Source organism: Dongia sp., assembly GCF_041905885.1.
Lineage (GTDB): Bacteria > Pseudomonadota > Alphaproteobacteria > Dongiales > Dongiaceae > Dongia.
This window is the reverse complement of sequence record NZ_JAYRKD010000006.1, coordinates 61,651-75,714: the sequence shown is the minus strand read 5'-3', so window position 1 is coordinate 75,714 and position 14,064 is coordinate 61,651. Positions and strand designations below refer to the sequence as shown.

Here is a 14,064-nt window from a genome sequence, read left to right as displayed (position 1 = left end):
CCCGTGATCGAGACCGACCAGCTCAGCGTGCTGTCGAATCTGCGCCTGAACGACCGCCAGGGCCAGCTGCTGGAGCAGCTGCGGCGTCATCGTTCCGCAACGATCGCCGCGCTCGCCAAGGAGCTCGACGTCTCGACCGAGACGGTGCGGCGCGACGTGCGCTGGCTGGCCGCCAAGGGTCTGGTGGCGAAAAGCCACGGCAGCGTCGCCTGGCCCGACCGCCGCGAGGACCGGCCGCTGGAGCGCCGCCTGCTGGTCAACATGCCGGCCAAGCAGGCGATCGCGTCAGCTGTGGCAAAGGAGATCGCCGACGGGGAATCTCTCCTCATCGACACCGCCAGCACCAACATCTATGTCGCGGAAGCGTTGCAGGGGCATCGGGGTCTCACCGCTGTCACCAACTCGGCGCCGATTGCGCAACGGCTGAGCCAAGGCCAGGGCAGCAAGGTGCTGCTGGCCGGCGGCGAGGTGCGGGCCGACGACAGCGCCGCCTTCGGCCCTTCCACCCTCGCCTTCCTCGAGCAGTTCCAGGTCGATACCGCGATCATCTCGGCGGCGGCGATCAACGCCGAGACCGGGGTCATGGACAACCATCTCTGCGAGGCTGAGGTCTGCCAGGCTTTGGTCCGCCATGCCCATCGCGTGATCCTCGCCGCCGACCAGACCAAGTTTTCGGCGCAAGGTCTGGTGGTCGCCTGCAAGTTCGTCGACATCGACCTGCTGATCACCGACGCGCCGCCGCCGGCCGAGCTGGCGAAGCGCCTGGAAGCCGCCGATGTCGAGGTGCAGATTGCCGGGTGAAACCCCGGCGCTTCCCCGACGTTTCTCCTGTGCCTGTCTCTCAGGCCTCGTCGCATTCGCCTCCCTCTCATCCGCCACAGCGGAGTCGCAGGAAATGCCAGCATCAGCCGCCGTCGCCCATCCCGAACTCTGGCCGGAGGCGCGCAGCGCCGGCCTGGTCGATCCCAAGACCGAGGCCTTCATCACCGACCTGATGGCGAAGATGTCGCTCCGCGAGAAGGTCGGGCAGATGATCCAGGGCGACATGGAGGCCGCGGTCCCGGAAGACCTGCGTCAATATCCGCTGGGCTCGGTGCTGGCCGGCGGCAATACCGCGCCGCCCAACTACAAGGACGACAACGTCGCGATCGATGTCTGGATCCGCACCACCCAGGCCTATCATGCCGTTGCGCTCGAGGCGCGGCCGGGCCATGTGCCGATTCCGCTGATCATGGGCGTCGATTCCGTGCACGGCGCCTCGAACTTCACCGGCGCCACGGTCTTCCCGCACAATATCGGCCTCGGCGCCGCGCGCGATCCCGAGCTCATCGCCGAGATCGCCGCCGTGACCGCGACCGAGACCGCAGCCTCCGGTTTCGACTGGGCCTTCGGCCCGGCGGTCTCGGTGCCGCAGGACGACCGCTGGGGCCGCACTTTCGAGGGCTATTCCGAGCGCCCGGAGATCGTCGCCGAATACGCCGCCGCCTATGTGAAGGGGCTGCAAGGCGCACCCGGCACCACGCGGATCCAGGACGGCAAGGTGGCGGCCTCGGCCAAGCATTACCTCGCCGACGGCGGCACGCGGGACGGTGTCGACCAGGGCGATGCGCCGATCACCGAACAGGAGATGATCGCGCTGCATGCACCGGGCTATGTCGCGGCGGTCAATGCCGGCGCCATGACGGTGATGGCGAGCTTCTCCTCCTGGAACGGCGCCAAGATGCACGGCAACAAGAGCCTGCTGACCGACATCCTGAAAGGCCGGCTCGGCTTCGACGGCTTCATCATCGGCGACTGGAACGCGCATAGCCAGGTGCCGGGCTGCAACGGCGGCGACTGCCCGGTGGTCTTCAACGCCGGGCTCGACATGGCGATGGCGCCGCACCGCTGGAAGGAGCTGTTCGACAACACGGTGAAGGAAGCGGAGGACGGCACCATTCCTCTCGCACGCATCGACGATGCGGTCCGCCGCATCCTGCGTGTCAAGGTGAAGCTCGGCCTGTTCGATCCGGCCCGGCCCGGCACCGACGCCAGGAAGCTGGCGACGCCGGAGCACCGCGCCGTGGCGCGGCGCGCGGTCCAGGAATCGATCGTGCTGCTGAAGAACAACGGCAACCTGCTCCCCGTTCGCCCGAGGAGCCGCGTGCTGGTCGCCGGCAGCCATGCCGACGACATCGGCCTGCAATCCGGCGGCTGGACCATCTCCTGGCAGGGCCGCGGCGGCCATAACGAAGACTTCAAGCAAGGCGTCAGCCTCTGGGCCGGATTGAAATCGGCGATCGAGGCGGCCGGCGGCAGCGCCAGCTTGAGCGCCGACGGCACTTTCATCGGCGCGAAGCCCGACCTCGCCATCGTCATCTTCGGCGAGCAGCCCTATGCCGAGCATGTCGGCGATATCGGCCGCATCGACTTCTCCTTCGCCGATGGCAGCGGGCTGGAAGCGCTGAAAGCCCTGAAGGCGCAGGGCATCCCGACCGTAGGTGTCTTCCTTTCCGGCCGGCCACTCTGGGTGAACCCGGAGATCAACCAGTCGGATGCCTTCGTCGCCGGCTTCCTGCCGGGCACCGAGGGCGAAGGTGTGGCCGACGTGCTGGTTGCGAAAGCCGACGGTACACCGAACAAGGACTTCCACGGCAAGCTGAGCTTCAGCTGGCCGAAGCGCCCCGACCAGGCCGTGCTCAATGTCGGCCAGCCGAACTATGACCCGCTCTTCGCCTATGACTACGGCTTGAAGTACGGCGACCGCGTGACCGTGCCGCAGCTCGACGAGACGCCGAGCGCGGCGGCGGCGATGAACATCGCGACCTATTACACGCCGGGCAAGCTGGTCGATCCCTGGACCTTCAAGAGCCTGGGCGACGTCGCGAGCCAGGCGGTCGACAGCGCCGACCGCCAGGAGGGCGCCCTGCGCTTCATCTTCACCGGCCACGGCACGGTGCGGATCATCGGCCCCGCCGTCGATCTCCGCGCCGAGGCTGGCAAGAGCCTGCGCATCGACTATCGCGTGGATTCAGCGCCGAAGGAACGCGTCAGCGTGATGATGGGCGGCAAGGGCGCGCCGGTGGACATCACCGAGCTCTTCGCCAAGAGCCCGGTCGGCGCCTGGACCAGCCTCACGGTGCCGCTGGCCTGTTTCGAGGCGGCGGGCGCCGATCTCGGCAGCGTCTCGACGCCCTTCCTGCTGGAGAATCACGGCGCCTTCACCGTCTCGATCACCGGCATCCGCCTGGACGATGCCGGCGGCGACGCGAAATGCCCGGGCATCGTCGCCGCGCAGTAGCGACTACCGCGCGTTGTCGAGGACCAGCACGTCGTTCGGGGTGAAGCTCACCACCACCGGCGCGCCGGGCTGTGGCGGCGCTGCATTTGGGTTGTTGAAGGTGTCGAGGGAGATCGCGTTATCCTCGATCTTCACCCGTACCCGCACCACCGAGCCCAAGAAGCTCACGTCGTCGATCGTGCCTTCGAGGCGGTTGCGCGCGGCGCCGTTCGCCGCGCCGCCGTGACCGTTCTCCAGCACTGCCGCCTCGGGACGCAACGCCACCGAGCAGGCATCACCGGGGCTGGCCTGGAACAATTTCCGCGAGGCGACGATCTCGCTCTTGCCGATCTGGATACGGCCCGAGGCCGCGTCCAGCACCTTGCCCTTCAAGACACTGAGCGTGCCGACGAAGTTTGCGACGAAGGGCGTCGCCGGGTTGTTGTAGACCTCGAAGGGCGTGCCCACCTGCTCTGCGCGGCCCTCGTTCATCACGACCACGCGGTCGGACATCGAGAGCGCTTCCTCCTGGTCGTGGGTGACGAAGATGGTGGTGATGCCGAGCGCCCGCTGCAGCGCGCGGATCTCCTCGCGCAAGGAAACACGGATCTTGGCGTCGAGCGCCGACAGCGGCTCGTCGAGCAGCAGCACCTTCGGCTTCTGCGCCAGGGCGCGGGCCAGCGCCACGCGCTGCTGCTGGCCGCCGGAGCATTGATAGGGATAACGGTCGGCGAGATGCGGCAGCTTGATCATGTTCAGCATCTCATCGACGCGCGATTTGATCTCCGCGGCCGGGCGCTTCGCAACCTTGAGGCCGAAGGCGACATTCTCTGCGACCGTCATGTTGGGAAACAGCGCATAGGCCTGGAACACCATGCCGACATTGCGCTGGTTGGGCCGCAGATTCGTCACGTCCTTGCCGTCGATCCGGATCACGCCGGAGGTCGGGCTCTCGAACCCCGCGACCATGCGCAGCACCGTGGTCTTGCCGCAGCCGGACGGCCCGAGCAGCGACAGGAACTCGCCGCCCTCGATGCCGAGCGTGAAGCCCTTGACGACGACGTTGACGCCGAACTGCTTGCGGACGTCGTTGATCTCCAGAAACGCCATGCTCACTCCTCGTCCGCGCTCAGGTCGCGCGCTTCAATTGTCGCGCCCGCCCGAACACGTTGATCAGGCCCATGCAGGCCCAGGTGATCAGGAAGGCGAGGATCGCCAATGCCGAAGGCTCATAGGCCCGGTTGGCGCCGATCAGCTGCAGATAAGGACCGAAGGCCGGCCGATTCAAAAGGCTCGCCATGGTGAACTCGCCGATCACGATGGCGAAGGTCAGGAAGGCGCCGCTGAGGATCGCGACCCGGACATTAGGGAAGATCACCTTGAACAGGATGGTCGGCAGCTTGGCCCCCAGGATCTCCGCCGCTTCGGTGAGCGTCCGGACATCGATCGCCCGCATGCCCGTTTCGACCGCGCGATACATGTAGGGCAGCGCCAAGGTCACATAGCTGAAGGCCAGCAGCAGGTCGGTGGTGCGGGCATTCGCCGTCATCGGGATCCAGGACGAGCTGTTGTAGAGCCGCAGATAACCGAAAACGATGACGATCGCCGGCATGACCAGCGGCAGCAGGGTGATGAACTCGACGACCGGCCGGAGCTTCGGCAGGCGGAGCTGGATGAAATAGGCCGTCGGGACCACCAGCACGATGCCGATCACGATGGTGATCAGGCCCATCAAGGTGGAATAGAGGAAGGTGGCCTGGAAGCTGGGATCGCTGAACACCACCCGGTAGGCATCGAAGCTGTACTCGCCGCGCCGCATCCGGAGCGAGAACTCGAAGGTGCAGATCAGCGGCACGATGAAATAGAGCGTGCCGACGATGACCGCGATCCAGGAGCCGATCTTCGACTGCTTCATCGCATCCACCGCTCGGCGCGGGCGCGCAGCCAGATATAGGCGCCGTTGGAGAGGCCGGTGATCAGGATCATGCCGAGTGCCAGCGCGTAGCCGAGATTCTGGTTGTGCAGCACGTCGCCGCGAATCTGCGCATAGAGCAGGATGGTGACGATGTTGAGCGAGCTGCCGGTCAGCGCATAAGCCGTGGCGATCGCGCCGAAGGAATTGGCGAACAGCAGCAGGGTGGCGCCGAGAATGCTGGGGAACAGGATCGGCAGCGCGACCATGGTCCAGTATTGCCGCTGGCTGGCACCCAGGACCTGCGCCGCCTCGCCCCATTCCTTCTTCAGCCCGTCGAGCGCCGGGGTGAGGATCAGCACCATCAGCGGGATCTGGAAATAGAGATAGGTCAGCGTCAGGCCCCAGAAGCTCAGCAGGTTGAACCCGGTGCCGTAGAGGTTGAAGCCGAGGAAATCGCGCGCCAGCACGGTGACCAGCCCGGTCCGCCCCAGCGTGGCGAGAAAGGCAAAGGCCAGCGGCAACCCGGCGAATTGCGAGGCGACGCCGGAGAAGGTCATCAAGGTCGGCCGCAGCCAGGCCGGCAACCCGCCGAGCACCACGGCATAGGCCAGGAAGAAGCCGATCAGCGCGCCGACCAGCGCGGAGGCGAGGCTCACCTTGATGCTGATCCAATAGGCGCTGAGGATCGACGGGGTGAACAGGTCCGCGAGGTTCTGCAGCGTGAAATGCCCGTCCGGATCCTGGAAGGCGCCGACCAGCAGATAGACGGTCGGTAGCAGCAGGAACATCAGGGCGAAGATGAAGAACGGCCCGACGCCGAGCCAGGCCCAGACCTGTTGCCCGACCGCCAGGTTCTTCGGCGCGGCGTTTCGGTCCGGCACGGGGCCGGGTTCAGCGGGCAGCGGTGGTGTCCTGTCGAAGGTGGCGGTCATGCGTGACGGTCGCTGTCGCTTTTGGTCATCTGAAAAGAGCAAGGGTCATCCGGCGGATCGCCGGATGACCCCATGCCCCGGTTACGGCCAGTTTACTGGACGTTGGCGCCGACCACCGAGTCCCATTGCTTGGTGATCGCTTCCTTGGCCGCCGCTTGGTCTTCGATCGATGGGAAGACCGCCTTCTTGTAGGCATCCACCGGCGGCAGCTTGTCCAGCATCTCCTGCGGAACCTTGCCCTTCGCCACCAGATCATCCATGCGAATTGGATGGCAGTAGCCCTTCAGCCAGCCCAATTGCCCTTCGTCGGAGTAGAGATACTCCATCCAGAGTTTGGCGGCGTTCGGGTGCGGTGCGTAGGCACTGATCGCCTGGATATAGACGCCGGCAAGAACGCCGGAGGTCGGCACAACGACCTCGATGGGCGGGTTGCCCTTCGCGTTATCCCGATCGCCGAGCGCGTTGTAGTCCCAGCGGATGATGATCGGAGTCGAGCCCTGGGTGAGCGGCGCGAGCTTGCCGATCACCGGCACGAAGTTGCCGTTCTTGTTGAGTTCGGCGAAGTACTTCAATCCCGCTTCACCGATCGCTTTCCCACCCGTCGCGCCATTGGCAAGACCCGCGGCATAGACCGCCTGGATCGCCTGGCTCGACGCCCGCGGATCGCCGGCCAGCGCCACGGCGTTCTTGTAGTCGGCCCCCTGAAGATCGGCCCAGTCCTTCGGCACGTTCTTGATGATGTCGGTGTTCACCTCGAAGGTGAGCACGCCGTAATAATCGCCGTACCAGTAACCTTCCGCATCCTTGTGCTGGTCCGGGATCGAATCCCAGGTCGCGACCTTGTACGGCTGAATGAGGCCGTCCTTCTTGGCCGAGGGGCCGAAGGAGAGGCCGACGTCGATGACGTCCGGCGCCTGCGGGCCGGTATTGCCCTTGTTCGCCTTGATCGCCTCGACCTCGTCGCCCGAACCCGCATCCGGGTTGAGCTCGTTGACGGTCAGCCCGTACTTCGCCTTGAAGCCGTCGATCAGTGCGCCATAGCCGCACCAGTCATGCGGCAGGGCGATCGTGGTCAGCTGGCCTTCCTTCTTGGCGGCGGCAACCAGGTCTTCCATCGCGTCGGCCCGGGCCGTCGTGGCGATGCTGGTCACCAGGACCGCCGCAGCACTCCCCATCGCGGTGGTGGTCAGCAGCGCACGCCGCAGGGCCACCGCGAAATCGAACTTTCTCATCTTGTCACCTCTGGTCTCTCTCGTTTTTGGGGCGCCGGTTCACCCGGCTCTTTTTTGCGCGCGGGACATTAGCCCGCCGCATGTTGCAGCCATATTACAGAGACATGACAGCCAAGACGAGATTGCCGTAGGCTGAGGTCGGCGATTCCCGCAGCCTCTGCCGCAGCGCAGCGAAACCGGCTAAGCTCGCCGTCCCGGCGCGCAAATCGCCGGTTCTCTGCTGGTTTCAGAACGAGTTACCTCTTTTATCGAGAAACGATCCGTGACCGCACAATCCCGCAAAGTCCTGTTCATCTCCGCCGACCAGTGGCGGGCCGAATGCCTGTCCGCCGTCAATCATCCGGTCGTGAAGACCCCGCATCTCGATGCCCTGGCGAAAGACGGGACGCTGTTCAAGCAGCACCGCACGGTCTGCGCGCCCTGCGGGCCGGCGCGCACCAGTCTCCATACCGGGCTCTACCTGATGAACCACCGCTCCGGGCGGAACGGCACGCCGCTCGATTCGCGGCACACCAACATTGCCAAGGAAGCCCGCAAGGCCGGCTACGACCCGACGCTCTACGGCTACACCGACACCAGCGCCGATCCCAGGGACCGCCATCCCAACGACCCGGCCCTCAAGACCTATGAAGGACCGATGCCCGGGTATCGCGTCGGCATCATCTTCCAGGACTTCGAGGCGGAATGGATGAGCGATCTCCATCGCAAGGGCTACGACTTCACCGGCCGGCGGGATGTCTACAAGCCCCGGGACATCGCCCTGCCGGCGGGCCGCGGCCATCGCTACCGGCCGACGCTGTTCAAGGCCGAGGACAGCGACACCAATTTCATGGCGGACCTCGCCATCGACTGGCTGAAGGCAAACCGCGAGAAGGACTGGTTCCTGCACTGCGTGTTCCTGCGCCCGCACCCGCCGGTGATCACGCCCGAGCCCTATAATGGGCTCTATGATCCGGCGGAGGTGCCCTTCCCGGCCCGCGCCGCGACGCCGGAGCAGGAAGGCGCGCAGCATCCCCATCTCAAGCACTGGATCGAGACCTTCGCCAAGCCGAGTGGTTATGACGAGCACAACCCCAACAACCTGGTCACCATGCCGGACTTGGAGCTCAGGCAGATGCGCGCCTGCTACTACGGCATGATCAGCGAGGTGGACGATGCCGTTGGCCGCCTGATCGCACATTTGAAGGCGACCGGCGAATACGACAACACCCTCATCGTCTTCACCTGCGACCATGGCGAGATGGGCGGCGACCATTACACCTGGGGCAAGGAGCTCTATTTCGAGCCGAGCTTCCATATCCCGCTGATCATCCGCGACCCGCGCGAGGAAGCCGATGCCGGGCGCGGCCGCCAGGTCGATGCCTTCTCGGAATCGATCGACATCATGCCGACCATCCTCTCCTGGCTCGGCGCCGAACCGCCGGCCCAATGCGACGGCGCCTCGCTGCTGCCCTTCGTCGAGGGGCAGACGCCGCAGGGCTGGCGCGAGGAAGCGCATATGGAGCTCGATTTCCGCACCTCGCCCAATCTCGGCGGATTCGATGCGGAGACGGCGCTCGGCCTGAAGCCGGACGACTGCCAGCTCGCGATCATCCGGGGCAAGCGCTGGAAATACGTGCATTTCGCGACCCTGCCGCCGCTGCTGTTCGACCTGGAGAACGATCCCACCGAGATGAACAACCTGGCGCAGGATCCAAACCACGCCTCAGTCGTTCTTGACTATGCGCAGCGGATGCTGTCCTGGCGGATGCGATATGCGGAGCGAACCTTGACCAACCTCCATCTCTGGCGCGACGGCGTGATCGACCGGCGGGCGGTGGGCCGATGAGCAAGCTCCAGCCAATCCAAGACAAGCTGAGGGCGCGTCGCGAAGCCTGGCGCAAGCTGCATCTGCGCGACCTCTTCGCCAGAGACCCGCAGCGGTTCCAGAACTTCTCGGCCGGGCTCGGCGATTTGGTGCTCGATTACTCGAAGAACTTGATCGAGATCGCGGACTTGAAGCTGCTGCACGATCTCGCCAAGGTCGCGGAAGTCGAGAAGTGGCGCGACCGGCTGTTCGCCGGCGAGCATATCAACAGCACCGAGGACCGCGCCGTGCTGCACATGGCGCTGCGGGCCAAGGCCGGCGCCTTCGAGGATCAGGGCGTCGATGTTCTGGCCGGCATCCGCGCGGTGCAGGAGCGCATGCGCGCCTTTGCCGAGCAGGTGCGCGACGGCACCTGGCGCGGCACGACCGGCAAGCCGATCCGCCGGGTGATCAATATCGGCATCGGTGGCTCCGATCTCGGGCCGAAGATGGTGACGGCGGCGCTCCGACCCTATCGCCACCCTCGGCTCGACATGCATTTCGTCTCCAACGTCGATCTGGCACACCTCGACGGTGCGCTCAAAGGCGCCGAGGCCGACGAGACCCTGTTCATCATCGCCTCGAAGACCTTCACCACCCAGGAGACCATGGCTAACGCGATGTGCGCCAAGGCCTGGTTCGCCGAACGCATTCCCGACCCCGCCGCCGTCGCCAAGCATTTCGTCGCGGTCTCGACCAATGCCAAGGCGGTCTCCGCCTTCGGCATCGACACCGCCAACATGTTCGAGTTCTGGGACTGGGTCGGCGGGCGCTACTCGCTCTGGTCATCGATCGGACTGCCGATCCTGCTCTCGGTCGGCTGGGAGAATTTCCGCGCCTTGCTCGACGGCGCCGCCGACATGGATCAGCATTTCCGCTCGGCGCCCATTCCGGAGAACCTGCCGGTGATCCTGGCGCTGCTCGGGGTCTGGTATATCGACTTCTGGGACGCGCAGTCGCATGCGGTGTTGCCCTATGCGCAGGACCTCGAACTGCTGCCCTCCTATCTCCAGCAGCTCGACATGGAGAGCAACGGCAAGTCGGTCGCGCGCAATGGCCAGCCCGTGAAGATGCCGACCGCGCCGATCGTCTGGGGCGAGCCCGGCACCAATGGGCAGCATGCCTTTCACCAGCTGCTGCACCAGGGCACGCCGCTCATTCCCTCGGACTTCATCGTGGTTGCGCAAGGCCACACTGAACTCGGCGCGAAGGCGACCGACCGGCACCAGGAATTGCTGGTGGCGAACGCGCTGGCCCAGACCCAGGCGCTGATGCTGGGTCGCACCGCCGCCGAGGTCGAGGCCGAGATGAAACAGGCCGGCGCCGATGCCGCGACCATTGCGCGGGTCCTGCCCTTCCGGGTATTCAGCGGCAACCGACCCTCGACCACGATACTGATCCCGGCGCTCACCCCCTGGCACCTGGGTGCCCTCATTGCGCTTTATGAGCACAAGATCTTCGTGCAGGGCGTGATCTGGGGGATCAATTCCTTCGACCAATGGGGGGTCGAGCTTGGAAAGAAGCTCGCCAACGACATTTTGGCGGGAACAGGCGCGGCAAGGGACGCATCGACAGCCGGTCTGATGGCGCTCTATGATGGCATGAAGAAGACCAACTAAAGCCATCTGCCGGAACCCATCATGTATCGGATCGATCCTGCCCGCGCCGATCTGGCGCGCGAGTACAAGGCGCGGCCCAACGGCCCGCACAGCGCCGAGCTGCAGAAGCTCCTGCTGATCCTCCGCTGGGGCAGCGCCCGCGGCAAATCGATCATTCTGGCTTCGAAGTCGGAGCGCCAGTTCCGCCTCGGCAAGTTCGGGCCGAAGCGCGGCACGCCGATGACGGAATACGGCCCGACCTACAAGACGCCGCAGGAGGCGAGCTGGGCCTGCTTCCGCGCCCGCTGGCTGGAGATCACCGGCCAAGAATGTCCCGTGGAGTGACAGCCCCTGAAGCTTGCGGAAACGATCCAGGGAAATGAACGATGCAGTTCGGTAAGATCGCCCTCGCCATCGTCCGCCTTTGGGGAGCCATGTCCGTCGTTTGCGGGATCGCCTACTTGGTGCTGACTGGCGTGCTTTTCCTGGCGGCGATGGGTCCATTGAGTGCTTACGCCGAATGGGCCTCATCGTTGATCGTGATGACGTTAATCTACGGGGTCATGGGTGTAGCTGCCGGTTTTGCCCTGATTGCCGCCGCGCGGTGGATCGCCGCATTTGCCGTGCGCAACCTGTTTGACCGGGATGAGCCGGGAGTCTTTTCGTGAACGCCTTAGAGTCGAGAGATCATGACTGAGCGCCTCCTTGCCTATGCCGATCGCATCAGCGCCGCCCCGGGCGAGCGCATCGAGATCAAGGTCAGCGCGCCCGAACCCGGCGAATACAGCGCGAAACTGATCCGCCTGATCTGCGGCGACGACAGTCCGCAAGGGCCGGGCTTCAAGGCCGAGGACATCGCCTCGCCGATCGCGAAAGCCTATCCGGCCAGGCTGCAGCCGATCCATGCCGGGTCGCATGTCGAGTTCAGGAAGGGCGGACCGCAGCTCGCCGGCTCTTTCACCTTCATCGCCATGGTCTGGCCGACCCTGCCCTTGAAGGGCGCGCCGCAGGCGATCCTCGGCAATTTCGACGCCGCCAACCGCAGCGGCTGCAGCCTGTTGATCGACGGTTCGGGCCGGCTCAGCGTCCAGCTCGGCGACTCTCACCTGCTGCATCTCGACAAGCCGATGCTCGACCGGCATTGGTATCTGGTGAGCCTCGCCTTCGACGCGGCCGCAGGCACCATCACGCTGCGGCAGCGCCTGCTCAACCACCGCGGCCCGGGCGAGGCAGTCAGCGAGGCTTCGCGCCGGCTGGAGCCGCCGGTGGCGGCGATCGCGCGTACCGGCGTCGGCGTCGGCGGGCCGTTCCGCATCGCCGCCTGGAGCGCCGGCGAGCAGGCCGCGGCTCATTACAACGGCAAGATCGACAGCCCGGCGGTGATCGGCCGCGCGCTCGATGCCGCGACGATCGAGAAGCTGGGCACCGATGCGAAAGCGGCGCGGGCCGCGAGCGGCGTGCTCGCCGCCTGGGATTTCGGCCAGGGCATCTCCGGCATCGCCGTCGCGGATGCGAGCGGCAACGGCCATGACGGCCGCATCGTCAATTTGCCCACCCGCGGCATGAAGGGCTGGAACTGGGACGGCAGCGAATACAACTGGACCAAGGCGGCGGAGCAATACGCGGCGATCCACTTCCACGACGACGACCTCTATGACTGCGCCTGGGAGACCGACTTCACCTGGGAGCTGCCGAAAGACCTGAAGAGCGGCGTCTATTGCGTCCAGCTGAGCCAGAAGGGCAAGACGGAAGTCTACGAGGAGTTCGTGCCGATCTGCGTGCGGCCGGGGCCGGGGCAGAAGCGCAAGGCGCTGGCGCTGCTGATCCCGAGCGCCAGCTATTGGGCCTATGCCAACCACCAGATGCCGTCCTCCTGGACCTTCAACGAGACCAGCATGGGCGTGTTCGAGACCATGACCGAGGCCGACCGCTATCTCGAGGAGCATCTCGGCTTCGGGCTCTCGACCTATGACCTGCACAGCGACGGCAGCGGGGTCTGCTATTCCTCGTCGCTGCGGCCGGTCTTGAACATGCGCCCGAAGAGCCATCTCTGGCAGTTCAACGCCGACACCCATATCACCGACTGGCTGGAAGCGCAGAAGCTCGACTACGACGTCATCACCGACGACGACCTCGAGCGCGAGGGCCTCGAGCTGCTGAAGCAATACCGCTGCGTGGTGACCGGCACGCATCCGGAATACTACACGCTGAAGATGCTGGACGCGGTGCAGGGCTTCACCGATCTCGGCGGGCGGCTGGTCTATCTCGGCGCCAACGGCTTCTATTGGCGGATCGCCTATCACTCGGAGCTGCCCGGGGTGATCGAGCACCGGCGCGCCGAGGACGGCATGCGCGGCTGGATCTCCGAGGGCGGCGAATATTACATGAGCTTCACCGGCGAGCTCGGCGGGCTGTGGCGGCGCATGGATCGCGCACCGCAGATCGTCTGCGGGGCCGGCTTCACCGCCCAGGGCTTCGACAGCGCCAGCCATTATCTCCGCCGGCCGGAGAGCTTCGACCCGCGCGCCGCCTTCATCTTCGAGGGTCTCAAGAAGGATGAAGTGATCGGCGATTTCGGCATCGTCGGCGGCGGCGCCGCGGGCTGGGAGATCGACCGCGCCGACACCGCGCTCGGCACGCCGCGGCACGCGCTGATCGTGGCCGAAGCCACCGAGTTCTCGGCGGCCTATCACTGGGTCAAGGAAGAGTTCAACCACACCCATTCGGCGATCGACGGCGATACCTGCCCGATGGTCCGCTGCGACATGGTGTTCTTCGAGACGCCGAAGGGCGGCGCTGTGTTCTCGACCAGCTCGATCTCCTGGGCCGGGGCGCTGTCGCACAACGGCTACGACAACAACGTGAGCCGGATCACCGCCAACGTCATCAAGCGCTTCATCGACCCGAAGCCGTTCGAGATGTGAACGGCGGCTACTGCGTCTCCTGGGCGCAGGCGGTGTAGATGTCGGCGAGCTTGTCGACCGCGCCCGGCGGCTGCGGCTCGTCCTTCACCGCGGCCTGGCCGACGCCGCTGTAGGTCTCGAACGGAATCTGCGCCTTCATCTTGCCGATGGCGCAATCGCAATAGCGCTGGCAATACGGCGCCGGGTTGCCGGCCTTGGCGCAGGAGTCGCTGCAGCTCTTACGCTCGATCTCGAGGTATTGCGGCGGGATGGTCTCGGCCTGCGCGGCGGCGCCGGCGAGCAGGGCCGCGGCGATTAACTGCCAGAGCTTAACCCGAGACCGCATCCTCGCCTCCACCGAGCCCCCGGGAGATTCTGC

The 14,064-nt window shown here is 65.6% G+C and carries 12 protein-coding genes; 7 read left to right on the top strand and 5 right to left on the bottom strand.

The window, feature by feature from the left end:
* The first annotated feature begins 3 nt into the window (after positions 1-3).
* Entirely contained in the window at positions 4-801 is a 798-nt protein-coding gene (locus tag ACH2CY_RS08000; RefSeq protein WP_395017953.1) for a DeoR/GlpR family DNA-binding transcription regulator, read from the top strand.
* Positions 802-895: 94 nt separating this feature from the next.
* Positions 896-3,280, top strand: a complete 2,385-nt coding sequence (locus ACH2CY_RS07995; protein WP_395017951.1) for a glycoside hydrolase family 3 N-terminal domain-containing protein — start codon at positions 896-898, stop codon at positions 3,278-3,280.
* 3 nt (positions 3,281-3,283) lie between these two features.
* On the opposite strand, the gene ACH2CY_RS07990 is transcribed toward ACH2CY_RS07995, so the two are convergent.
* The 4 genes from ACH2CY_RS07990 to ACH2CY_RS07975 form a co-directional block, all read right to left on the bottom strand.
* Positions 3,284-4,369, bottom strand: coding sequence for an ABC transporter ATP-binding protein (locus ACH2CY_RS07990; protein ID WP_395017950.1), 1,086 nt, complete (start codon positions 4,367-4,369; stop codon positions 3,284-3,286).
* Between the two features lie 19 nt (positions 4,370-4,388).
* Entirely contained in the window at positions 4,389-5,174 is a 786-nt protein-coding gene (locus ACH2CY_RS07985; RefSeq protein ID WP_395017948.1) for an ABC transporter permease, read from the bottom strand.
* Positions 5,171-6,106 carry an ABC transporter permease gene (locus tag ACH2CY_RS07980; RefSeq protein ID WP_395017947.1) on the bottom strand — a complete coding sequence of 312 codons (936 nt, stop codon included), beginning with the start codon at positions 6,104-6,106 and terminating at the stop codon, positions 5,171-5,173. The genes ACH2CY_RS07985 and ACH2CY_RS07980 overlap by 4 nt, the downstream gene beginning before the upstream one ends.
* A gap of 92 nt (positions 6,107-6,198) precedes the next feature.
* Positions 6,199-7,338, bottom strand: a complete 1,140-nt coding sequence (locus ACH2CY_RS07975) for an ABC transporter substrate-binding protein (protein WP_395017946.1) — start codon at positions 7,336-7,338, stop codon at positions 6,199-6,201.
* Positions 7,339-7,600: 262 nt separating this feature from the next.
* Here ACH2CY_RS07975 and ACH2CY_RS07970 point away from each other — a divergent pair, with 262 nt between their 5' ends.
* From ACH2CY_RS07970 to ACH2CY_RS07950, 5 genes are read left to right on the top strand one after another with little or no spacing between them, the layout of a single operon-like run.
* Positions 7,601-9,166, top strand: a complete 1,566-nt coding sequence (locus tag ACH2CY_RS07970) for an alkaline phosphatase family protein (protein ID WP_395017943.1) — start codon at positions 7,601-7,603, stop codon at positions 9,164-9,166.
* Positions 9,163-10,803: a glucose-6-phosphate isomerase gene (gene pgi, locus ACH2CY_RS07965; RefSeq protein WP_395017940.1), complete on the top strand. Its 1,641-nt coding sequence runs from the start codon at positions 9,163-9,165 to the stop codon at positions 10,801-10,803. Before ACH2CY_RS07970 ends, pgi begins: the two co-directional genes overlap by 4 nt.
* Positions 10,804-10,824: 21 nt before the next feature.
* Positions 10,825-11,127, top strand: a complete 303-nt coding sequence (locus ACH2CY_RS07960; protein ID WP_395017939.1) for a hypothetical protein — start codon at positions 10,825-10,827, stop codon at positions 11,125-11,127.
* A 41-nt stretch (positions 11,128-11,168) separates the two neighbouring features.
* Positions 11,169-11,450, top strand: a complete 282-nt coding sequence (locus tag ACH2CY_RS07955; protein ID WP_395017937.1) for a hypothetical protein — start codon at positions 11,169-11,171, stop codon at positions 11,448-11,450.
* A 21-nt stretch (positions 11,451-11,471) separates the two neighbouring features.
* Complete coding sequence (locus ACH2CY_RS07950; RefSeq protein ID WP_395017935.1) at positions 11,472-13,706, top strand: N,N-dimethylformamidase beta subunit family domain-containing protein; 2,235 nt, start codon at positions 11,472-11,474, stop codon at positions 13,704-13,706.
* Positions 13,707-13,713: 7 nt separating this feature from the next.
* Here ACH2CY_RS07950 and ACH2CY_RS07945 read toward each other — a convergent pair whose 3' ends face one another.
* Entirely contained in the window at positions 13,714-14,031 is a 318-nt protein-coding gene (locus ACH2CY_RS07945; protein WP_395017933.1) for a hypothetical protein, read from the bottom strand.
* Positions 14,032-14,064: the final 33 nt, after the last annotated feature.

Excerpts from the sequence above, each read along its gene's own strand:
- ACH2CY_RS07995 (WP_395017951.1), top strand. The coding sequence starts at position 896 with ATGCCAGCATCAGCCGCCGTCGCCCATCCCGAACTCTGGCCGGAGGCG.
- ACH2CY_RS07990 (WP_395017950.1), bottom strand. The coding sequence starts at position 4,369 with ATGGCGTTTCTGGAGATCAACGACGTCCGCAAGCAGTTCGGCGTCAAC.
- ACH2CY_RS07985 (WP_395017948.1), bottom strand. The coding sequence starts at position 5,174 with ATGAAGCAGTCGAAGATCGGCTCCTGGATCGCGGTCATCGTCGGCACG.
- ACH2CY_RS07980 (WP_395017947.1), bottom strand. The coding sequence starts at position 6,106 with ATGACCGCCACCTTCGACAGGACACCACCGCTGCCCGCTGAACCCGGC.
- ACH2CY_RS07975 (WP_395017946.1), bottom strand. The coding sequence starts at position 7,338 with ATGAGAAAGTTCGATTTCGCGGTGGCCCTGCGGCGTGCGCTGCTGACC.
- pgi (WP_395017940.1), top strand. The coding sequence starts at position 9,163 with ATGAGCAAGCTCCAGCCAATCCAAGACAAGCTGAGGGCGCGTCGCGAA.
- ACH2CY_RS07960 (WP_395017939.1), top strand. The coding sequence starts at position 10,825 with ATGTATCGGATCGATCCTGCCCGCGCCGATCTGGCGCGCGAGTACAAG.
- ACH2CY_RS07955 (WP_395017937.1), top strand. The coding sequence starts at position 11,169 with ATGCAGTTCGGTAAGATCGCCCTCGCCATCGTCCGCCTTTGGGGAGCC.
- ACH2CY_RS07950 (WP_395017935.1), top strand. The coding sequence starts at position 11,472 with ATGACTGAGCGCCTCCTTGCCTATGCCGATCGCATCAGCGCCGCCCCG.
- ACH2CY_RS07945 (WP_395017933.1), bottom strand. The coding sequence starts at position 14,031 with ATGCGGTCTCGGGTTAAGCTCTGGCAGTTAATCGCCGCGGCCCTGCTC.